Raw genomic sequence first — 21091 nt, 5'->3', positions numbered from 1 at the left:
CGGGTGACGTGAACGTCAAGCCGAGGCGGGTTCGAAGATCACATAGACCTTGCGACAGGGGGTAAGGGTCTCCCACTCTCCGACAAAGCCTGCCGGAATCACGAATTGATCGCCGGGTTTGAGGGCCAGCTGGCCGCCCAGATTGTCGTGGATCACCACATCCCCCTCCAGCAGTTGGCAATATTCGTGCTCGGTGTAGTGGATGGCCCAGCGGCCAGGCTCGCAAGCCCAGAAGCCGATGTGAAACTGCTGGCTGGGATCGGAGTAGTGGTTCCACACCGTCTGACTCGGGTTGCCCGCTTTAATGCGTTCGGGGGCGGGCATCAGTGGGGTGGGGGTCGCATCGTGGCGATCGAGCAAAATCCAGTCGTTGAGAGTCTTCATGGTGCCTCCTTGGCTGCGGCAGATAGGAACGCGGGGCCATCCCGGCCCCGCGTTTGTTCGTTTTATTAAACGAGGTTGTGCATAACTTAAACGATGTGCATTCCCTTGCCAAGAGCCGCTGGCCTCAGGATCAGAGCGGCTGCAAACGGCGGATCACATGGCGGGCAAAGCCGCTGCCCGCTTCGTTGTAGACGTTGAACACCGCATCCACCCCCTGCTCCTGCAGGGAGGCGATATCATCCTCGAAGCGGACGATGGCGGCGATCTTGCCGTTGAATCCATGGCTGCGCAGCTTCTCGATGGCGTAGAGGTTACCCGAGTGGTGGGGCATCGCCAGCAGCACCAGATTGACTTGATTGGAGAGCAGCACCTTGTCCCAGAAGTCGGTATCGGTGGCATCCCCCTCGATGACGTTCATCCCCTGGGCTCGCAGGGTGGGTAGCTTCTCGCTGTCGTTCTCCACTCCGAGGATGACGTTGCCGTACTTGTTCTCCAGCTCGAAGTAGGCCCCCTGACCGATCCGCCCCATACCGAGGATGATCACCTCCGCATCGCCCAATTCGATGGGTCTGTCTTCCGGATGGAGGTTGCTTGCCTGCAATCCCCGCAGCCAGTGGCCGATGCGGTGATAAATGCGCTCGCTCTGGGCATTGAGCGGGGCAGAGATCATAAAGCTCGCCGCCAGCGCCAGCGAGACCGCCACCAGCCACTCGTGGGAGAGCCAGCCCGCCTTGGCGGCGATGGCCGCGACGATCAGGCCAAACTCCGAGAAGTTGGTGAGCGCCAGGGTCGAGAGGAGGGCGGTACGCACCCTCAGGTGGGCGCCGCTGTAGACCAGATAGTAGAGAACGCTTTTGAGCGGCAGGGCCAGCACCAGCGCCAGTGCCAGCAGCATGGTGTCGTGGGTCGGCAGGCCGTTGAGGCCGATGGTGAGAAAGAAGCAGACCAGAAAGAGGTCTTTGAGGTTGAAGAGCGCCTTGGCCAATCCCGCCGCCGCCGGATGGGAAGCGAGCAGCATGCCGATGATCAGTGCCCCGAGATCCGGTTTGAGACCGACTACTTCAAAACCGGCGGCCCCGACCACCAGTGCCAGAAAGACTCCGAACAGCACCTGCAGCTCGCCGTGACCGGCCCGCTCCAGCAGCTTGAACAGCAGCGGGCGCAGCAGCGGCAGTCCCAGCACCCAGAGCGCCCAGATGCTGGGCCACTTGCCGCTGGAAAAGGCCAGAAATGCCACGGCGAACACATCCTGCATCACCAGCACCCCGATGGCGATGCGGGCGTAGAGGGCATTCATGTCGCTGCGATCTTCCAGCACCTTGACCGCAAAGACAGTGCTGGAGAAGGAGAGGGCAAAGCCCAGCAGCAGCGCCAGCTTCCAGTCCAGCGACAGGGCGAGGTGGAGCCCCAGTCCCTTGCAGACCAGCAGCACCACGGTAAAGAGCAGGGTGGAGAGCAGCAGGTGCAGGCTGGTGGTGCCCCACACATCGCGCCGCATCAGGGTTTTGATATTGAGCTTGAGGCCGATGGTGAACAGCAGCAGGGTGACGCCGAGATCGGCCACCTCGCTCAGGGCGGGGGTATTTTCATATCCCATACCGTTGAGGATAAAACCGGCGGCCAGAAAGCCGAGCAGGGGGGGCAGGCCAATCAGATTGACTACCATGCCGCAGCCAAAGGCCACGGCGATCAGAATGGGTTCCATAACAGATCCTGCAAGGGCAGGAGAGACCTGCCCTGTTTAACGCTTGGGTGGTGATTAGACGATATCGATGTCGACCACGGAGTCGAAGATGTGGTTCGGTCTGAACGGCATGCGGTCGATATCGGCGACCTTGCTCACCCCGGAGAGCACCAGCACCGTCTCGAGACCGGCCTGAAAGCCCGCCAGAATGTCGGTGCGCAGGTTGTCGCCGATGATGATGGTGTCGTCGGAGTGGGCCTCCATCCGGTTGAGCGCTGCACGGATGATCCAGGCGCTTGGCTTGCCGACATAGAACGGCTTCTTGCCGGTCATCCGCTCGATGGGTGCGCACAGGGCGCCGCAGGCCGGGTGCATCATGGGACCGTGGGTGTCGGGGTTGGTGGCGATAAAGCGGGCCCCCTGATCCACGAACTTGGCTCCCTGTTGCATCATGGTCCAGTTGTAGTTGCGGGTCTCGCCCACTACCACGAAGTCCGGGTCGATATCGGTGATGGTGAAACCGGCCTTGTAGAGCTCGTGGGTCAGCGCCCCTTCACCGATCACATAGGCTTTCTTGCCATCCTGACGCTTGAGGAAGTCGGCGGTGCCCATGGCGGAGGTATAGAAGCACTCCTCCGGCACTTCGATCCCGGCGGAGCGGAAGCGGTTTTGCAGATCTTTCTGGGTCTGGGCCGGGTAGTTGGTGAGGAACAAGAGCTTGCTGCCCTGCTCCAGCAGGCGATGGACGAAACGGTCGGCACCGGGGATGAGATCGTTGTTGTGCAGGATGACACCGTCGATATCGCAGATGACGTTCTTCTTCATGAAAACTCCTTGTCAGGGCGCAGGCGAGCCGCCAATCGTTAAGATGTTCAATCATTTATGATTTTTGTGACGCCATTATAAGTCTGTTTGATGACAAGTCTCCCCTGTCTCGCCACTTCGGTGCACAATAAAGCTGCCGTCGGGTCAGTCTGGTGGAGGGGCTGACGCCGGATCACTTTGCTGATGGAGCCGTTGCCATGGACACCCCGATTCCCAAGCCAGTCACCCCCGAACACCTCACCGCCGCGCAATTTATCGCCGGACTGCCGAAACTGGAGCTGCACCTGCATATCGAGGGCAGCCTCGAACCCGAGCTGATGTTTGAGCTGGGCCGCCGCAATAATGTGCCACTGCCCTGGCCCGATGTGGCCAGCGTGCGCGCCGCCTATGACTTTGACTGCCTGCAATCCTTTCTCGACCTCTACTATCGCGGCGCCAGCGTGCTGGTGACCGAGCAGGACTTCTTCGACCTCACCTGGGCCTATCTTGAGCGTTGCGCCGCCGACAAGGTGGTGCATGTGGAGATCTTCTTTGACCCGCAGACCCACACCGCCCGCGGTGTCCCTTTTGCTACTGTGCTGGGCGGCATCGAGCGGGCGCTGCAGATCGGAGAGCAGGAGTTTGGCATCAGCTGGCGCCTTATCATGAGCTTTTTGCGCCACCTCAGCGAAGAGGATGCCTTTGCGACGTTGGAAGAGGCTATGCCCTTCCTGTCACGCATTCATGGCATCGGCCTCGACTCGGGGGAGAAGGGCAATCCGCCCAGCAAATTTGCCCGTATTTTTGCCAAATGCCGCGAGCTGGGGCTGCCGGTGGTGGCCCACGCCGGTGAAGAGGGGCCTGCCGACTACATCTGGCAGGCGATCAACGAGCTGCAGGTATGCCGTATCGATCACGGGGTGCGCTCGGCCGATGATCCCGAGCTGCTGCGCTATCTGGCGGATACCCGGCTGCCGCTCACCGTCTGCCCTCTCTCCAACACCCGGCTCAAGGTGTTCGGCGATATGGCCCAGCACAATGTGTTGCGGCTGCTGGAGCAGGGGCTCTGCGTCACCATCAACTCGGACGATCCCGCCTACTTTGGCGGCTATATGAATGCCAACTTTGCGGCGCTGGCCGATGGCCTTGGCGCGACCATGAGTCAGCTCTGCCGCTTGTCGCTCAATGCGGTGGAGGCGAGCTGGCTAAGCTTGGCCGACAAGGCGCGGCTGACCCGTGACATTCGCACTCATGCCGCCCGCCACGGGGTGCAGCTGCACTGAGTCAGGCGCCAATGAAGTCGAGATGACATGCACTATATAAAGAGAGGCCCGCCGTCACTGGCGGGCCTCTTTCGTTTCAATGGTCGGTGTGGTTATCAGGGAAAGTCAGCGTTATGCCACTCGCACCAGAAACTTCTCACCCTGTCCTTCGCGCTTGAAGCGCTCGAGCAGGGTAGGCAGCACCTCAAAGTCGCCGACCACCAGCGGCGGCAGGGTCAGCTCGCCGCTCGCTATCTGCTCCATCATGGCGACCCCGGCGGCCACCAGTCGGCTCCACTGTTTGTCCGAGCCAAAGGCGTGCTGGGCACCCAGTGCAATCTCGTGTAACGAGTGGCAATGGGCAAAGGCGGGCAGCGGATTGTGCGGGATGCGCCCCAGCACAGTCACCATATGGCCGTAGTAGCCCAGCGCGGGCAGCAAGCTCTCTGCCTGTTGGCTGGAGACCAGATCGATGATCCCCTCGAACGGCTCGTTGCCGTTGGCCGCCTGCAAGGTGGCCAGCCACTCGGGATCCCGATAATCGGCCACCCCCTGCACGCCGATCTGTTTGAGCCACTGATGGTGGCGTGGGCTGGCGCTGGCAAAGACTCGCGCTCCTTGCTGGAGGGCGAGCTGCACCGCAAAGCGGCCGACACTGCTGCCGGCGCCGGTGATGAGCAGCGCTTCCCCGTGCAGGCGCGGCAGCTTGGCCAGCGCCTGCCACGCAGTGAGGCCGGGACAGGGCAGGGCGGCGGCCGCCTCGTCACTCAGGGCATCGGGCACTGGCAGCAGGGCGCGGGCTGGTACCCGGGTGTGGCGGGCAAAGCTGCCGTGGTGGCGCAGGTCGGTGTGATAGGCGACCCGGGCACCGAGGCGCAGATGGCTGACGTTGGCGCCGAGGGCCACGATAGTGCCCATGCCATCGACGCCGGGCACCTGACCCTCCTGCCAGTTGGAGTGGCCATATTCGATCAGCTTCCAGTCCACCGGGTTGAAAGCGATAACCCGGTTGGCTACCAGTACCTCGTCAGGGGCGAGCGGTGCCAGGGGCAGATCGGCGAGGGTCAGCTGGGTCGGTTCACCGGGGGCATGCCAGCACCAGGCTTGGGTGTGATTCATGATGACTCCTTGTGAAAGCGAGGGGAGAGAACAACGAGATCATTGCAACAGTGATTCGGTCAGTCATATCACTGTTGCTAATGGGCAACAATACGGCAGGCCCCTACCTGTGGGGCCTGCTTCACGTGGCCGATTAGTCATCGGCAATCAGCGGTTGACGGTTGCGTCATCGGCCTGATAGACGGGGTAGTCGGTCAGCCCTTCCTCGCCGCCGCCGAACAGGGTGGCCGGATCGTGGGGGGCCAGCGGATAGCCGTGGCGCAGCCGGTTCGGCAGATCCGGGTTGGCAACGAAGGGGCGGCCAAAGCCAATCATGTCGGCCCAGCCCGCGTCGAGGGCGGCGCGTGCGCGATCACCATCATATTTACCGGCGTAGATCAGGGTGTTGGGGAAGGCATCGCGCAGACCCAGCTTGAAGTTCTCCGGCATCAGGGGGGCATCGTCCCAGTCCGCCTCGGCAATGTGCAGGTAGACCACGTTGAGCTGGCCCAGCAGGCGGGCGGCCGCCAGATAGGTCTCCTGCGGATTGGCATCGACTGTGCCGTTGAGGGTGGTGAGCGGCGCAAGACGCACCCCGACACGTTCGACCCCGATTTCACTACTGACCGCCTCTGTCACCTCTTTGAGAAAGCGCAGCCGGTTTTCCAGCGATCCGCCATAACTGTCGGTGCGGGCGTTGGATTCGGAGTCGAGGAACTGGTTGATCAGATAACCGTTGGCGGCGTGCAGCTCGATGCCGTCAAAACCGGCGCTGATGGCGTTGCGGGCCGCCTGACGGAACTGGCCCACCACCGCATCGATATCGGCTTGAGTCATGGCGCGCGGAGTGACGGTCTCGACAAAGCCGGGGGCATCGCTGCCGTTATCGACGAACACCTTGACGCCCACTGCGGGCAGGGCTGAAGCGGAGATGGGCTGGGCGCCGCCGATGTTGTCCGGATGGGTGACCCGGCCCACGTGCCAGAGCTGGGCGAAGATGGTGCCCCCCTTGGCGTGCACGGCATCGGTTACAAGCTTCCAGCCAGCGATCTGCTCTGCGCTGTAGATGCCAGGCGTCCAGGCGTAGCCCTTGCCCATGGGGTCGATTTGGGTGCCTTCGCTGATGATCAGGCCCGCCTCGGCGCGCTGGGCGTAGTAGCTCGCCATCATGGCGTTGGCCACATCACCGGGCTGACTGGCACGGGAGCGGGTCATGGGGGGCATGACGATGCGGTTGGCAAGGTGCAGCTGGCCAAGGCGCAGGGGGCAGAACAGGTGATCGTGGCTCATCTTGAGTTCCTCATGGTGGAAGTTAGGCCACTTTATGCCGCCATCTTGTTGTGAAAAAGAGGGGTAATTGCACAAGAGAATTGTGCTTGATGCAGCAATCAGCACAAACCGCCGGGAAAGAAGGCGTTGAGGCATAAAGTTGAAGCATAAAAAAGAGGGCCGTCTGGCCCTCTTCTGTATTCTGCTGGTGGCAGGCTCAAGCCGCGGCGGGCATCACTTTCACCCGCTCGATGCGCCGCTCGCTCACCTCGATCACCTCGAAGTTGAGCTGCTGCAGTTGCAACTGCTGACCCGGGGTGGGCAGAGTGCCGAAGTGGGAGAGCAGCATGCCCGCCAGGGTCACGTATTCATCGCTCTCGCTCACCAGCCCCTCGTGCTCCAGCACCTGCTCCACATGGTGGATGTTGGTGCTGCCGTTGATCAGCCACCCTTCGCCATCGCGCACGATATCCGGGGTTTCGTCCTCGTCCGGCAGCTCGCCGACGATGGCCTCCAGCAGATCGTGGGTGGTGACCAGCCCCTGGATCACGCCAAACTCGTCGGAGACCAGAATAAGGCTCCCCTTGGCTTTGCGCAGCTCCGCCAGCAGCTTAATCACGTTGATGGTCTGCGGCACGATAATGGGGTCGTTCTGCTTGGCCAGTTCGCTCAAGGATTGCCCTTCGTTCAAGGCAAACAGCAGGTCGCGCGCCTTGACCACCCCGATCACCTCGTCCAGATCCCCGTCACAGATAGGGAACAGGCTGTGGGGCTCGCGCTGCAGCAGGGCACGGATTTCGTCGCTGGAGTCGTTGATATCGATCCAGGCCATCTCGGAGCGCGGGGTCATGATGGTGCGAATGGAGCGCTCGGCCAGCGACAGCACGCCGGTCACCATATAGCGCTCCTCCTCGCCAAAGCTGAGCGGTTCGGCAGGTGCGGCATCCAGATCGTCATCCGGTCTGTCCTGATACGCCTTGCTCCCCATCAATTTGAAGATGGCGGCGGTGGTGCGCTCACGCAGGGGCAGCTTGGATTCGTGACGCATGGCGCTGCGCTGGGCCAGCTGGTTGAAAAACTCGATCAGCACCGAGAAGCCGATGGCTGCGTAGAGGTAGCCCTTCGGAATATGGAAGCCAAAGCCCTCCGCCACCAGGCTGAAACCGATCATCAGCAGGAAGCTCAGGCAGAGCACCACCACGGTCGGGTGGGCGTTGACGAAGCGGGTCAGCGGCTTGGAGGCGAGCACCATCACCACCATGGCGATGGTCACGGCGGCCATCATGACGCCAAGGTGTTCCACCATGCCGACGGCGGTGATGATGGAGTCGAGCGAGAAGACCGCATCGAGCACCAGAATTTGGGCGATCACCACGCCGAAGCTGGCGTAGGCGCCGACAGGGCCGTCATCCTGGGGTTTGGCTTCCAGCCGCTCATGCAGCTCGGAGGTAGCCTTGAACAGCAGGAACAGGCCGCCTCCCATCAGGATCAGGTCCCGACCGGAGAAGGGGTGATCCCACAGGTGCAAAATCGGGGTGGTCAGGGTGACCAGCCATGACATGACGCTCAAGAGCCCAAGTCGCATCAGCAGGGCCAGCGACAGGCCGATGATGCGTGCCTTGTCCCGTTGGGCGGGGGGCAGTTTTTTCACCAGGATGGCGATAAAGACCAGGTTGTCGATCCCCAGCACGATTTCCAGAATGATCAGGGTAAACAGACCGATCCAGATATGGGGATCCAGCAGCAATTCCATTGTATGACCTCAATAAAAACAGACAGAGCAGAGAGTGATCACGGCGCACGATGGCCGCAGTAACAGCAAGGCAAAGGTGTTATTCAGAGGCGCTGATGAAGCAGAAAAAGATAGGCTTTGACAGAGAGAGACGAAGGGCAACTTCGGGGATTGTCCATGATGGGCAATAAAACCTCGGGTGAAAAATGAGCCCTGATGATAGCGGCTGGCGCCGATTTGGCAAGAGCCGCGTCAGTGGGCGTAATCGGGGGTTGTGATGCGACAGGGGGAGGCGGCGGTGCCGCGCTCCCCCGTGCGGTCGTTACAACCAGCGCTTTTCGCGGGTGAAACAGACCGACAGCCAGGCATCCCCAAGGCTATCGCCGAGGCGGGACCAGAGCTCCTGGCGCAGGGCATCCTGCCGTTCGACCGGCCACTCCTGGCCCGGTGCCACCAGAATGTTCAATTCCAGATCGAAGCGGCGCCCGCTCTTGGCCAGATGGCTGTAGCACTCGACGCCATGGCGCTGGCGCAGCGCCTCGACTTCGCTCTCGACCAGTTGGGAGACATCCCCTCTGGGGGCAATTTTCAGCACTTCCCGCAGGTTGCGACCGAGCACCTTGATGGGAATGAGGGTGGCACAGAGGGCCAGCAGCGAGACCAGCACCGGGTCTATGTAGCGGTTGTATTGGCCGTAGCCGATGGCATCAAGGCCAATGGCGACCACGAAACCGATAAGCAGGGTGGCGCTGAGCAGGGTATCCACCAGCCACTCCTTGGAGTCGACCCGCACCAGCTCGGAGTCTACCTGTTCGGCAACCTGGGCTTCGATGCGATAGATGATGGCGCAGAAGAAGGTGGAGACGGCGGCATAGATAAGGGCGTGGCCGAGATCGATCTCTCGTCCGCCATCCAGCAGGGTGGTGATGCCGCTATAGAGAGCGCCAAGGCAGAGCAGCAGAATAATGGAGCCGTTGATAACGTTGGTGATGGGCTCGAAGTGGGCGTAGCCATACTGGAAGCGCGCATCGGAAGGACGGGTAACGAGATAGGCGGTAACAAGACCGAGGCCTGTCATGCCCATGCTGAACAGGGTGAAGATACCATCGAGCATGATGGCGTTGGAACCGACGAAGAGGCCGTAGCCGATGCCGAAGATGGCAAAGGTGATACAACCGAACAGCGACAGGGTAAGCGCCTGTTTTTCGGTGGTGACCAGCGTACTGATAACATGGCTGTGGTGAGCCATAAAAGTCCTCCTTTCAAATGGTGAATATTGCCAAGCGCAAGCGGTTTTCTAGCTGATATACTGCCCGCTCACATGTGAGCGGACTGGCCTGACTGCCATTGACAGGCGGCTGGCCAGTCGTTGTCGCCGGCGTGCCGGCATCAAGCAAATAAGGGAACAAGGATTCATGATCCCGAGACTCGATTACCAGGACAGTTTGTCACCCACAACCCTGTCGTTCCTAGAGTTGCTAGGGCGCAGCGCCTTTCGTGGTGATATCGAAAAGTCTTATGCAAGCCGATTAGCGATGGCGACGGATAACAGCGTCTATCAGGTAGTACCTCAGGCGGTTCTCTATCCGCGCAGTGCGGATGACATAGCAGTGATGCTCAAGCTGGCGGCTGAGCCGGCGTTCGCCTCCCTGAGTTTTTTCCCTCGCGGTGGCGGTACCGGCACCAATGGCCAGTCATTGGGCGGCGGCATTATCGTCGATCTCTCCCGTTATATGAACCAGATCATGGAAATTAATCTGGAAGAGGGGTGGGTGCGTGCCCAGGCCGGGGTGGTGAAAGACCAGCTCAACGCCTATCTCAAGCCCCATGGCTACTTCTTCTCGCCGGATCTTTCCACCTCCAACCGCGCCACCTTAGGGGGCATGATCAACACCGACGCCTCGGGGCAGGGGTCCCTCGTTTACGGTAAAACCTCGGATCACGTGCTGGGTCTCAAGGCGGTGCTGGAGAACGGTGACATCATGGCCACCGAGCCGCTGACCGGTGAGCGACTGGCCGACAAGCTGGCGCTGGAGAATCGGGAAGGGGAGATCTATCGCACCCTCTATCGCATCGGCAAGGAGCGTCGCGCCGACATCGAGGCGACCTTCCCCAAGCTCAATCGCTTTCTGACCGGTTACGATCTCAAGCACCTCTATCAACCCGATACCGACACGCTGGATGTGAGTCGGGTGCTGTGCGGCTCGGAAGGATCCTTGGGCTTTATCACCGAGGCCAAACTAAATATCACCCCCATCCCGCGCTACCGTACGCTCGTGAACGTCAAGTACGACAGCTTTCCTTCGGCTCTGCGCAACGCCCCCTTTATGGTGCAGGCGCAAGCGCTGTCGGTGGAGACGGTGGACTCCCGGGTGCTTGGGCTGGCCCGTGCCGACATCATCTGGCATTCGGTGAAAGAACTTATTCAGGATGTGCCCGGCAAGGATCTGCAGGGGCTCAACATCGTCGAGTTTGCCGATACCGACGAGGCAGAACACAAGGCCAAGGTGGCGGAGCTCTGCCGCCGTATCGACGACCTGCTGGCCAAGGGCGAGGCGGGGATCATCGGCTATCAGGTGTGTGACCACCTGCCGAGCATCGAGACCATCTACACCATGCGCAAGAAGTCGGTGGGGCTGCTGGGCAACGCTGAAGGACGCAAGAAGCCGGTCGCCTTCACCGAAGATACCGCCGTGCCGCCAGAGTCACTGGCCGATTTCATCATGGAGTTTCGTGCCCTGCTCGACGCCCACGGCCTCGACTACGGCATGTTTGGCCACGTCGATGCCGGTGTGCTGCACGTGCGCCCTGCGCTGGACTTGTGCGATCCCGAGCAGGAGGTGCTGCTGCGCCGCATCTCCGATCAGGTGGTGGCGCTCACCGCCAAATATGGCGGCCTGATGTGGGGCGAGCACGGCAAGGGCTTTCGTTCCGAATACAGCCCCGCCTTCTTTGGCGAGCTGTGGGAAGAGCTGCAGCGGGTCAAGGGGACGTTCGACCCGGCTAACCGCATCAACCCGGGCAAGATCTGTATCCCCTACGGTAGCGGCGCCGAGCTGGTGTCGGTGGATGGCCCCAAGCGCGGCAAGTATGACCGCCAGATCCCGCTCGCGGTGCGCACCAGCTACACCCGCGCCATGGATTGCAACGGCAATGGTCTCTGTTTCACCTTCGAGACCGACTCCCCCATGTGCCCCTCGGTCAAGATCAGCCGCGATCGCCGCCACTCCCCCAAGGGGCGGGCGGGCCTGATGCGTGAATGGTTGCGTCAGCTGGCGGAGCAGGGCTTCGATCCGTTGGCGGAAGAGGTGGCACTGCAATCCGGTGGTGTGCGCTTCAAACAGCTGGTGGACAAGGTGCGCAACAGCTGGGCCAAACAGCGCGGCGAGTATGATTTCTCCCACGAGGTGATGGAGGCGATGGCTGGCTGTCTGGCCTGCAAGGCGTGCACCAGCCAGTGCCCGATCAAGGTGGATGTACCCGATTTTCGCGCCCGCTTTATGCAGCTTTATCACGGCCGCTACCTGCGCGCCCCCAAGGATTACTTCGTCGGCACGGTGGAGAGCTATGCGCCGTTGCTTGCCAAGGCGCCGAAGCTGGTCAACTTTTTCCTCGAAAAAGAGTGGGCCCAGAAGGCGACCGAGAAGAGCATCGGCATGGTGGATGTGCCGCTGCTCTCAGTGCCGACCCTTGCCGAGAGCCTGCACGATAACCGTGCCCGCTATTTTGATCTGCCGGGACTGGAGCGGATGAGCGTCGAGCAGCGCAAGCAGGTGGTGCTCATCGTGCAGGATCCCTTCACCAGTTATTACGACGCCCCTGTGGTGCGCGACCTGGTGAAACTCGCCAGCAAGCTCGGCTTCCAGCCCTACTTGCTGCCCTTTAAACCCAACGGTAAACCCCAGCATATCAAGGGGTTCCTGCGCGCCTTTGCCCGCACCGCCGCCAACAGCGCCCAGTTCCTCAACAAGGTGGCGGCGCTTGGCATTCCCATGGTGGGGGTGGATCCGGCCATGGTGCTCTGCTATCGCGACGAGTATGCCAAGGCGCTGGGGTCGGCCCGCGGTGATTTTCAGGTGTTGTTGCCGCAGGAGTGGCTGCTCTCGCTGCCAGAAGATCAACTGCCTGCTCGCACTGACAAGACCAAGAGCGAGGAGGGGGGCGAGCCCTGGTATCTCTTTGCCCACTGCACCGAGAAGACCGCCAAGCCCTCCACTCACGGCGACTGGAGCACCCTGTTTGGCCGCTTCGGGGCCAGCTTGCAGCCAGTCTCTGTGGGTTGCTGCGGTATGGCGGGCACCTATGGTCACGACGTCAAACAGGTGGAGAACTCCAAGGGCATTTATGGGTTGAGCTGGGCTGACCCGCTAGCCCGTCTACCCAAAGCGCGCTGTCTGGCGACCGGCTATTCGTGCCGCAGTCAGGTCAAGCGGATGGAGGGGGAAAAGCTCAAACATCCATTGCAAGCCCTGCTGGAGCTGCTCTGATGCTGACGTTTCCCAAGCGGTTTCGGGTGGCGAAGGCCTATCGGCACCCGCGTTTCTTGCTATTACCCGCCACCCCCGCTCAGGCGGTGGTGGAGTTTGTCGCCATGTTGCGCGAGCGTGAGCAGCTCCATCAGCTGTTTCGCCCGAATGATATCTGGCCCTCCGCCAACTTCAGCCTGAGCCAGCACGAAGGGGATCTGGAGTGGCAGCAGTCGGAGTTTCTGGCCAAGCGCTCCTTTGCCTATGGCCTCTGGAGCCCGGATCGGGAGCCGCAATTTTGGGGCGGGGTTTATCTCTACCCCTCGGTGTTGCCTGAGGTAGCGGTGGAGCTCTTCTTCTGGAAGGTGGCCGAGGCGCCAATCACGGATGAGGAGCTGGAGATTCAGCTGCGCGACTGGCTCGCCAACGTTTGGCAGTGGCCAGAGCCCCGCTTGCCGGGGCGAGAAGTGCCCTGGGCTGAGTGGCCCGGCGTTACCTACCCCTGGTGACATCCCGCTTAAGGGCATGATTGTGTAACACGCAGTTCCGAGTCGGGGCTGCGTTGTTAACATGTCACCCGGTAACCAACAACTCATATAACCGAACCATTTTGTCGATGGAGGGCGTTTCACTCATATCGGTACGCATTCATCGCTTACATAAGGAGTCTGCTCGCAATGAGCCACGATATTGCGCCCATCTGGCGTAAACCCATGAGTCTGGAGGGACTCAACGCCACCTCTCGCAACACCCTGATGGCCCATCTCGATATCGTCTACACGGCTTTTGGCTCCGATTGGCTGGAAGCGATCATGCCGGTGGATCACCGTACGCACCAGCCCCTTGGCATGCTGCATGGCGGCGCATCCGTGGTGCTGGCGGAAACCTTGGGATCGATTGCCGCCAATATGGCTGTCGGGCCAGATAGCTACTGTGTGGGGCTGGAGGTGAATGCCAACCATCTGCGAGCCAAGCGGGAAGGGGTGGTGACCGGGCGTTGCACGCCGCTCCATCTGGGAGCAACGACCCAGGTGTGGCAGATTGAAATTCGGGACGAACGTGAGCGTTTATTGTGCACCAGCCGACTGACCATGGCGGTGCTCAAACACAAGCGGGGCAAGGACTCCAGAGAGGAGTGATCTGCAATAACGCACTATGAGTGCAAAATAAGCAAGCCATACTCGCCAGATCCCTCTATAATTGCCAACGTCTTGAGAGGCTTATCACATTTTTCAAGACAGCAGAACAAAGTGGCGCTATAATCGCCGCCTTTTTGCTATTCCGCGGTGTTAGCCGCCTGCCTTAATCTGGAAGAATCTATGTCTGATACCGAACAACTGCCCCTTTTTAGTGAGCTTGGACTGGCCGCGCCTGTATTGAAAGCGCTGCAGGACGTGGGCTATGAGCGCCCGTCACCGATCCAGGCCGCAGCAATTCCCCACCTGATGGCGGGACACGATCTGCTGGGGCAGGCGCAAACCGGTACAGGGAAGACCGCTGCTTTTGCCTTGCCTCTGTTGTCTCGTCTGGAAGCTGGTAACCGCAACACCCAGATCCTGGTGCTGGCGCCTACCCGCGAACTGGCGCTGCAGGTGGCTGAAGCGTGCCAACGCTATGCACACCACATGCCTGATTTCCACGTGCTGCCGATCTACGGTGGTGCCTCCTACGAAACCCAGACCCGCGCCCTGCGTCGTGGTGCCCAGGTTGTCGTCGGTACTCCGGGCCGCGTGATGGATCTGATCCGTCGCAAGAACCTGGACCTCTCCGGCCTGAAAGCTCTGGTACTGGACGAAGCTGATGAAATGCTGCGTATGGGCTTCATCGACGACGTGGACTGGATCATGGAGCAGTGCCCGAGCTCTCGTCAGGTTGCTCTGTTCTCTGCCACCATGCCGGAGCAGATCCGTCGCGTGGCCCAGAAGCACCTGAAGCAGCCCAAAGAGATCAAGATCGCCTCCAAGACTGCTACCGCTACCACTATTCGCCAGCGTTACTGGCAGGTAACCGGTCTGCACAAGCTGGACGCCATGACCCGCCTGCTGGAAGTGGAATCCTACGAAGCCCTGCTGGTATTCGTACGTACCAAGAACGCTGCCGAAGAGCTGGCTGGCAAGCTGGCCGCACGTGGCCACGCCTGTGAAGCGCTGCACGGTGACATCCCGCAGAAGCTGCGTGAGCGTACCGTTGACAAGCTGCGTCAGGGCCAGCTGGACATCCTGATCGCCACCGACGTGGTTGCCCGTGGTCTGGACGTTGAGCGTATCACCCACGTAGTGAACTACGACATTCCGTACGACACCGAATCCTACGTTCACCGTATCGGCCGTACCGGTCGTGCCGGTCGCAAGGGCGAGGCCATCCTGTTCGTGGCTCCGCGCGAGCGTCGCATGCTGCGCGCCATCGAGCACGCAACCCGTCAGGCCATCGAGCCGATGAAGATGCCGAGCACCGAGGACATCAACCAGCACCGTCTGGCCAAGTTCAAGGAGCGCATCCGCGAAACCATGATGGGCGAAGAGCTCGAGATCTACCACAACCTGGTAAACGAGCTGATCGAAGAAGATTCTGCCGATCCGCTGGAGCTGGCTGCCGCACTGGCCAAGCTGGTACAGGGCGACCAACCGCTGCTGCTGGATGACTCCATCCCGGATCCGCTGTTCAACAACAGCAACGATCGTGGTGGCTTCGAGCGTCGTGACTTCAACGATCGCGGCGGTCGTGACTTCGGTGACCGTGGCGATCGTCCGGCCCGTCGCATGCCGTCCCTGGAGCCGCGTCCGCTGAAAGACAACCCGGACGTGGAGATGGAGCGCTACCGTGTCGACGTGGGTGCCCATCACGGCGTCAAGCCGGGCCAGATCGTGGGCGCCATCGCCAACGAAGCGAATATCGAGAGCCGCTTCATCGGCAACATCGACATCGCTGACGACTTCTCCACCGTTGACCTGCCCAAGGGCATTAGCGCCGATGTGCTGGAAGTGATCAAGAAAGCCCGTGTTTGCCAGCGTCCGCTGCAGATCACTCGCTACACCGAGGTGCCGGCCGGTGGCAACACCAGCAGCCGTCCGCCGCGCGGTGATCGTCCGTTCCGTGGCGACCGTCCTTTCAACAAGGATCGCCGTCCGCAGGGTGACCGTCCGTTCAACAAGGATCGCCGCGAAGGTGGTTTCAACAAAGATCGCAAATTCGGTGGCAAGCGCCGCGAAAGCTGATTGCTGATCCCGTTATGAAGAAGGCCGCTCATTGAGCGGCCTTTTTTTGTGCCAGCCTCTCGCGAGGCGGTAAGGTGCTGGTGCGCCGAGGATAACAGGAAAACTGTGCTCAGAGCCTTGTGGTGAGCGCTCAGGCTGCCATAAAGCTGTCATGCTGAGGAGATAGATGACGCCGACGTGGCATGCCTCACCATCGCCCTGAGGGTGGTTTGCTGGGTACCCGTCGCTGAGCGTTAGAAAAGGGGGGCATGCCGGCTAATGACACAACGGCGATGAGCAAGCCCATGCCCAACCAGCTGCTCCATGGGAAGTGCCGGGGAGGTGTTGCTCATACAGGCGATGGTCTGGCGAGAGTGCTCACCTGTTTTTGTCGTTGTTGCCGTTGTCGGCACCGATGTTTGTGTTTTCCGGAAAGCAAAAAACCGACCCTGAGGTCGGTTTTTTTAAATTTGGCGGTGAGGGAGGGATTCGAACCCTCGATACGTTGCCGTATACACACTTTCCAGGCGTGCTCCTTCAGCCACTCGGACACCTCACCAATTTTTCGTTCGCTGCGCTGTTGCGCTGGAACGGGGCGTAATTTAGGGGAAAGGGCTGTGTGGGTCAACCTCTTTTCCCCTTATTTTTCATAATCTTTTCCGAATGCCTAACCCTTGTGCAGAATGCCGGTTTTTTAAACCGGATCAGGGCTTGTCGAGGATGATCAGACTGTCCGGCAGCTCGTTTTGATCCCGGGTGGCCGGGAAGGCATCGGTCAGAATGGCGCTAACGCGCTCCACGCACTCCAGAAAACCCTGTTCGATCTCCTTGTTGCGCACGCGCGCCACGAAGTCGTCGATGATCTCCTGCCACTGGCCGTTGTCGATATGCTGGGCGATGCCGTCATCCACCAGTATTTCTACATAGTGCTCGGCGGCCGAGACGAAGATCAGCACCCCGAGCCGGTCGCGGGTGCGGTGCAGCCCCTGCTCGACAAATTGCAGGCGAGCCATCAGGGCCGCCCGGTGCTGGCGAACCGTCTTCGGGATGAGTCGCATCTTGATGGGGGTCCAGTGGAACAGCAGGCTCAGCAGCAGCCAGACCGACCACTGCACCAGCAGGATTTCGTACCAGCCGAGCCAGAAGCCGAGCTGGAACACCAGCAGCGGGGTGAGCATCGCCAGCAGCGCCGCCCAGAGGGTGGGAATGTAGCGATAGCCATCGCTGGCCGGGGCCAGCACGGTGACCAGTTCAGCATCAGTCTCTAGCTCCGCTTCGCGCACCTTTGCCTGAAGCGTGTGGAAGAACTGTTTAGAAATCATGATTTGTCTCTTTACTCCTGTTACCAGCCACCGGAGGCTCCGCCGCCGCCAAAACTGCCGCCGCCACCGCTGAATCCGCCGCCGGAGCGACCACCAAAGGAGCCGGCACCCAATCCACCGGCCATGTAGGCCGACCGACGTCGTCCTCCCGGCCCACCGCCACCACCGCCGCGCAGGTTGTGGAGCACGATCATCGCAATCACCACCAGAATAAACAGCCAGGGGCCGCCGCCGTTGTCACTTTTCGGCTGCTCGACCGGCTGATACTCTCCGGCGAGTGCCTTCATGATGCTCTGGCTGCCCGCCATGATCCCGGCCACCATATCGCCGCGTTTGAAGGCGGGCAGGATGCGGCCATGGATGATGTTGGCGGCGATGGCGTCGGGCAGGGCGCCTTCTAGCCCATATCCCACCTCGATCCGCACCTTGCGCTCATCCTGGGCGATCAGCAACAGCACGCCATTGTTTTTGCCTTTCTGGCCGATCCCCCAGTGGCGACCGAGCTGGTAGCCGTACTCCTCGATAGTCTCCCCATCGAGGCTGTCGACAGAGACCACCACCAGCTGGATACCGCTGCGCTTTTCAAAGGCGGCCAGCTGTTGGGTCAGTTGATGGGCCTGTTTGCGGGACATCAGACTGGCTTCATCCACCACCCGTCCGCTCAGCGTCGGGAAGTCCGGTGCCGCTTGCAGGGCACTGGCCCAGAGCAGCAGACAGGGAAGAAACCAGCGCAGCATCATCTTCATTGGAAGCTGACCTTGGGCGCCTCATCGGCACCGGGTTTGGCACTGAAACTGGGTTTGGCCTCCAGGTCCGAGTAGAGCAGCTTGGACCAGATGACGCCGGGGAAAGTGCGGATCTCGGTATTGAACTGGCGCACCGCCTCGATATAGTCGCGGCGAGCCACCGAGATGCGGTTCTCGGTTCCTTCCAATTGGGCCTGCAGGGCAAGGAACTGCTGATCCGCTTTCAGCTCGGGGTAGCGTTCTACCACCACCATCAGGCGGGAGAGGGCGCTGGAGAGCTGGTTCTGGGCCGCTTCAAACTCCTTGAGCTGGGCAGGGTCGCTCACCTGCACGCTGCCGACCCGGGCGCGGGCATCGGTGACCGCCTTTAGGGTCTCCTGCTCATGGCTGGCGTAGCCCTTGACGGTGGCGACCAGATTGGGAATGAGGTCGGCGCGGCGCTGATACTGGTTCTCCACCTGCCCCCAGCTTGCTTTAACCTGCTCATCCAGGGTCGGGATGTTGTTCATGCCGCAGCCGGTCAGGCCGAGCAGCAGGGTCAGGGTCAACAGGCTCTGCGTGGTTCTGCGCCAGAGTGATGTGGCCATCTTGTTGTTCTCCTTTGATATTTCGAGTCGATAGTGCGCCATGGATGGTGTACGACCAAGAGTGCACCACCATACCAGCTTGGGGTCAGTTGCCACAACGCGCAGGTAGCTCGGGTCGCTTGTTGATGCCGGAGACCTTGGGCAACTGGGGCTTGTCTTTGAGCCAGGAGGCCAGCTCTTCCCCACAGCCATTGCCGGGCGGAATGGGAGCCTGGGGCTCGCAATCTGGGCTGCCCACCGGGCAGCGCAGCCGCACGTGGAAGTGGCTGAAGTGGCCCACCCAGGGGCGTAGCTTGGCGACCCACGGTTCGTTACCAGCCTGTTGGCAGACCGCGGATTTGATCACCGGATTGACGAAGATGCGGGCCACCTCGGGTTTGCTGGCCGCCAGTCGCAGCAAGGTGAGCTGCTGTGGGCCAAAGCGGCCCGGTAACATCTTGTAGCTGGGTTCGTCGATCAGTGCCCACTCCTTGGGGGCATCCTGCTCCCATTTGCTGATGGGGCGGTTGGCCATGCGAAACCAGATATCGGCATCAAGTCCGGTCTGATGGCTGCGATGGCCAGAGGTAAAGGGGCCGCCCCGGGCCATCGCCAGATCAGCGATGTAGAGATCTGGCAGCCCGGCCATGCGGGTCTGGTTGGCCAGCGTCTGCAGATAGTGGATGAGGTCGGGGTGGCCGTAGTAGCGCAGCCGCTTGGTGCGGATCACCTGATACCCCGGCCCTTCGAGGGGCAGGGATACGCCGTTTTTCAGGCAACCGGCGGCATAACCACCGATGGCTTCCGCTTGCAATACGGCCGCCAGCAACAGGGACGTCAGCATGTGCGTGCTCCTTGTCTTGCTTCGAGTCGGCTCAGCAATACGAACAGACTCAAACATATAAATAAATAGGCCGCGGCCACCAGCAGCCAGATCTCGTAGACCAGTCCGCTGGAGTTGGCCATCTCGGTGCCGACGAAGGTGAGCTCCTGTACCGAGATAAGGGAAACGATGGCGGTATCCTTCACCAGCGCAATGAGCTGGCCGGTGAGGGGGGGGAGCATCAGCAGCATGGCCTGCGGCAGGATCACATGGCGCAGCCGCACCCAGGGGGAGAGCCCGAGGCTCTGCGCCGCCTCCCACTGGCCACGGGGGATGGCGGCCAGCCCGGCGCGGACGATCTCGGCGACGAAGGCTGCGCTGATCATGCCAACGCAGAGGGTGCCTGAGATGAGGTTTTCCCAGCGGGCAGGTGGGCCAAACAACGCGGCTTGCCACGGGGAGAGTGATACGGTGCCGAGCCAGCGGGAGAGGCCGCTCGCAGGCAGCAGCTGGTTGGCGATAAAGAAGTAGAAGATGAAGATAAAGACCAGCGGCGGCAAATTGCGGATCAGCTGGATAAACAGGGTCGCGGGCATCACCAGCCAGGGGCGGCGGCTGAAGGCGGCTACCCCCAGCGCAGTGCCGAGCAGCAGCGCCAGCACCATGCCGAGCAGGGCGATGCGCAAGGTGGTGAGCAGACCGCTGAAAAAGTAGGGCAACTCGCCGTGAGGGCCAGGGGTGAACAGCAGATCGAAGGCCTCATGCCAGCGCCACTGATAGGCCACCCCGATGTGCAGGCGGCTGGCCAGCCAGAGGCCAGCCAGCAGCAGGATCAGGGCGATCGCCCCATCTAGCCAGTTGATGTTCCGACATGCCCCACGGACGATGCGCCGGATGGTCTCTTTTAGAGCAATCAGCATCAGGGATTGGCGACCTGTGCTTCCCACGCCAGCGACTTGAACCAGTAGTCATGGCGCGCCTTGAGCCAGCCATCGGCCTGACGGGCGGCGATCCACTCGTTGAACTGCTCAGCCAGGGCATCATCCCCCTTGCGCAGGGCAAAGCCTTCATCGCCTTGTGCCAACGGCTCGGCAAACGGCATAAAGAGGGCATCCGGGTGGCGCAGCGCCTCTTGCTCGGGTTTCGGGGAAGAGGAGAGGGCGCCGTGGGCGCGGCCGTTCAGCACCTCCTGAAATACCTGTGACTCGTCATCGAACTGGCGCAGGGTGGCCTTGGGGAAGTGTTCTTTTGCCACCTGTACCGGTGAGGCGCCACGACGTACCGCCAGGATCACCCCGCGCTGGTTGAAGTCCGCCACGGTTTTCTTCTCTTTGGCCATGGTGCTGGAGGCGGCCAGCTGCACCCCCGAATGGGAGTAGGCCTGGGTGAAGCGCACGCTCTTCTCCCGCTCGGGGGTGATGGTGAGGCCGCCGATGATGACGTCATACTTTTTCGCCAACAGGGAGGGGATGATGCCATCCCAGGCGGTAGGCACGAACTCTACCTGCCAGCCGTTATCTGTGGCGAGGCGACGGGCCACGTCAATCTCGAAACCGATCAGGGCCCCCTGCTTGTCGCGCATCGCCCAGGGGGCGAAGGTGGACATGCCGACCCGCAGGGTACCGCTCTGCTCGATCTGCGCCTGGGTGTCGGAGGGGGCAGTTTCTGCCAGTGCCGGAGTGAGCAGGCTTGCCAGCAGCAGGGCTGCGCCCGACAGGGTGGTCTTGAATGACAGATTCAT

General features: G+C 61.2%; 18 protein-coding genes and 1 tRNA gene. 5 read left to right on the top strand and 14 right to left on the bottom strand.

The window, feature by feature from the left end:
- Positions 1–15: 15 nt before the first annotated feature.
- The 3 genes from G5195_RS09740 to G5195_RS09730 all read right to left on the bottom strand — a co-directional run bounded on the left by G5195_RS09740 (position 16) and on the right by G5195_RS09730 (position 2893).
- Positions 16–384 carry a cupin domain-containing protein gene (locus G5195_RS09740; protein ID WP_421236063.1) on the bottom strand — a complete coding sequence of 123 codons (369 nt, stop codon included), beginning with the start codon at positions 382–384 and terminating at the stop codon, positions 16–18.
- A gap of 130 nt (positions 385–514) precedes the next feature.
- Positions 515–2089 carry a cation:proton antiporter family protein gene (locus G5195_RS09735; protein ID WP_005352794.1) on the bottom strand — a complete coding sequence of 525 codons (1575 nt, stop codon included), beginning with the start codon at positions 2087–2089 and terminating at the stop codon, positions 515–517.
- Positions 2090–2143: 54 nt separating this feature from the next.
- Positions 2144–2893: an HAD-IIA family hydrolase gene (locus G5195_RS09730; RefSeq protein ID WP_005337281.1), complete on the bottom strand. Its 750-nt coding sequence runs from the start codon at positions 2891–2893 to the stop codon at positions 2144–2146.
- A 197-nt stretch (positions 2894–3090) separates the two neighbouring features.
- Here G5195_RS09730 and G5195_RS09725 point away from each other — a divergent pair, with 197 nt between their 5' ends.
- Entirely contained in the window at positions 3091–4155 is a 1065-nt protein-coding gene (locus G5195_RS09725) for an adenosine deaminase (protein WP_421231788.1), read from the top strand.
- Between the two features lie 111 nt (positions 4156–4266).
- Here G5195_RS09725 and G5195_RS09720 read toward each other — a convergent pair whose 3' ends face one another.
- The 4 genes from G5195_RS09720 to G5195_RS09705 form a co-directional block, all read right to left on the bottom strand.
- The gene (locus G5195_RS09720; protein ID WP_421236062.1) at positions 4267–5253 is read right to left on the bottom strand and encodes a zinc-binding dehydrogenase; all 987 of its coding nucleotides are present in this window, start codon (positions 5251–5253) and stop codon (positions 4267–4269) included.
- Positions 5254–5400: 147 nt separating this feature from the next.
- Positions 5401–6522 (bottom strand): alkene reductase, encoded by a 1122-nt coding sequence (locus G5195_RS09715; protein ID WP_421236061.1) that lies wholly within the window; start codon positions 6520–6522, stop codon positions 5401–5403.
- A 196-nt stretch (positions 6523–6718) separates the two neighbouring features.
- A complete protein-coding gene (locus tag G5195_RS09710) occupies positions 6719–8254 on the bottom strand; it encodes a TerC family protein (RefSeq protein WP_266135625.1) in 1536 nt (511 codons plus the stop codon).
- Positions 8255–8555: 301 nt separating this feature from the next.
- Positions 8556–9482, bottom strand: a complete 927-nt coding sequence (locus G5195_RS09705) for a cation diffusion facilitator family transporter (RefSeq protein WP_266135624.1) — start codon at positions 9480–9482, stop codon at positions 8556–8558.
- Between the two features lie 166 nt (positions 9483–9648).
- Here G5195_RS09705 and G5195_RS09700 point away from each other — a divergent pair, with 166 nt between their 5' ends.
- From G5195_RS09700 to G5195_RS09685, 4 genes are all read left to right on the top strand, one after another.
- Positions 9649–12720, top strand: coding sequence for an FAD-binding and (Fe-S)-binding domain-containing protein (locus G5195_RS09700; RefSeq protein ID WP_421236060.1), 3072 nt, complete (start codon positions 9649–9651; stop codon positions 12718–12720).
- Positions 12720–13208: a hypothetical protein gene (locus tag G5195_RS09695; protein WP_421236059.1), complete on the top strand. Its 489-nt coding sequence runs from the start codon at positions 12720–12722 to the stop codon at positions 13206–13208. The genes G5195_RS09700 and G5195_RS09695 overlap by 1 nt, the downstream gene beginning before the upstream one ends.
- A 168-nt stretch (positions 13209–13376) precedes the next feature.
- On the top strand, positions 13377–13838 hold the full coding sequence (locus G5195_RS09690; protein ID WP_227342547.1) for a hotdog fold thioesterase: 462 nt from the start codon (positions 13377–13379) through the stop codon (positions 13836–13838).
- 180 nt (positions 13839–14018) lie between these two features.
- Positions 14019–15914 (top strand): DEAD/DEAH box helicase, encoded by a 1896-nt coding sequence (locus G5195_RS09685; RefSeq protein ID WP_199258754.1) that lies wholly within the window; start codon positions 14019–14021, stop codon positions 15912–15914.
- A 450-nt stretch (positions 15915–16364) separates the two neighbouring features.
- Here the strand turns inward: G5195_RS09685 and G5195_RS09680 are convergent.
- The 7 genes from G5195_RS09680 to G5195_RS09650 all read right to left on the bottom strand — a co-directional run bounded on the left by G5195_RS09680 (position 16365) and on the right by G5195_RS09650 (position 21091).
- A tRNA-Ser gene (locus tag G5195_RS09680) sits at positions 16365–16452 on the bottom strand.
- A 145-nt stretch (positions 16453–16597) separates the two neighbouring features.
- Positions 16598–17215 (bottom strand): TPM domain-containing protein, encoded by a 618-nt coding sequence (locus G5195_RS09675; protein WP_120414070.1) that lies wholly within the window; start codon positions 17213–17215, stop codon positions 16598–16600.
- Between the two features lie 20 nt (positions 17216–17235).
- Complete coding sequence (locus G5195_RS09670) at positions 17236–17961, bottom strand: TPM domain-containing protein (RefSeq protein WP_005346567.1); 726 nt, start codon at positions 17959–17961, stop codon at positions 17236–17238.
- Positions 17958–18548 (bottom strand): LemA family protein, encoded by a 591-nt coding sequence (locus G5195_RS09665; RefSeq protein WP_005346564.1) that lies wholly within the window; start codon positions 18546–18548, stop codon positions 17958–17960. The genes G5195_RS09670 and G5195_RS09665 overlap by 4 nt, the downstream gene beginning before the upstream one ends.
- A gap of 85 nt (positions 18549–18633) precedes the next feature.
- A complete protein-coding gene (gene mepA, locus G5195_RS09660; RefSeq protein ID WP_421221592.1) occupies positions 18634–19371 on the bottom strand; it encodes a penicillin-insensitive murein endopeptidase in 738 nt (245 codons plus the stop codon).
- On the bottom strand, positions 19365–20270 hold the full coding sequence (locus tag G5195_RS09655) for an amino acid ABC transporter permease (protein ID WP_216978993.1): 906 nt from the start codon (positions 20268–20270) through the stop codon (positions 19365–19367). The genes mepA and G5195_RS09655 overlap by 7 nt, the downstream gene beginning before the upstream one ends.
- Positions 20270–21091, bottom strand: a complete 822-nt coding sequence (locus tag G5195_RS09650) for a transporter substrate-binding domain-containing protein (RefSeq protein WP_043823663.1) — start codon at positions 21089–21091, stop codon at positions 20270–20272. The genes G5195_RS09655 and G5195_RS09650 overlap by 1 nt, the downstream gene beginning before the upstream one ends.

It is taken from the genome of Aeromonas sp. 601039 (assembly GCF_049174415.1).
Taxonomy (GTDB): domain Bacteria; phylum Pseudomonadota; class Gammaproteobacteria; order Enterobacterales; family Aeromonadaceae; genus Aeromonas; species Aeromonas veronii_A.
This window is presented reverse-complemented; position numbering and strand designations above follow the sequence as displayed.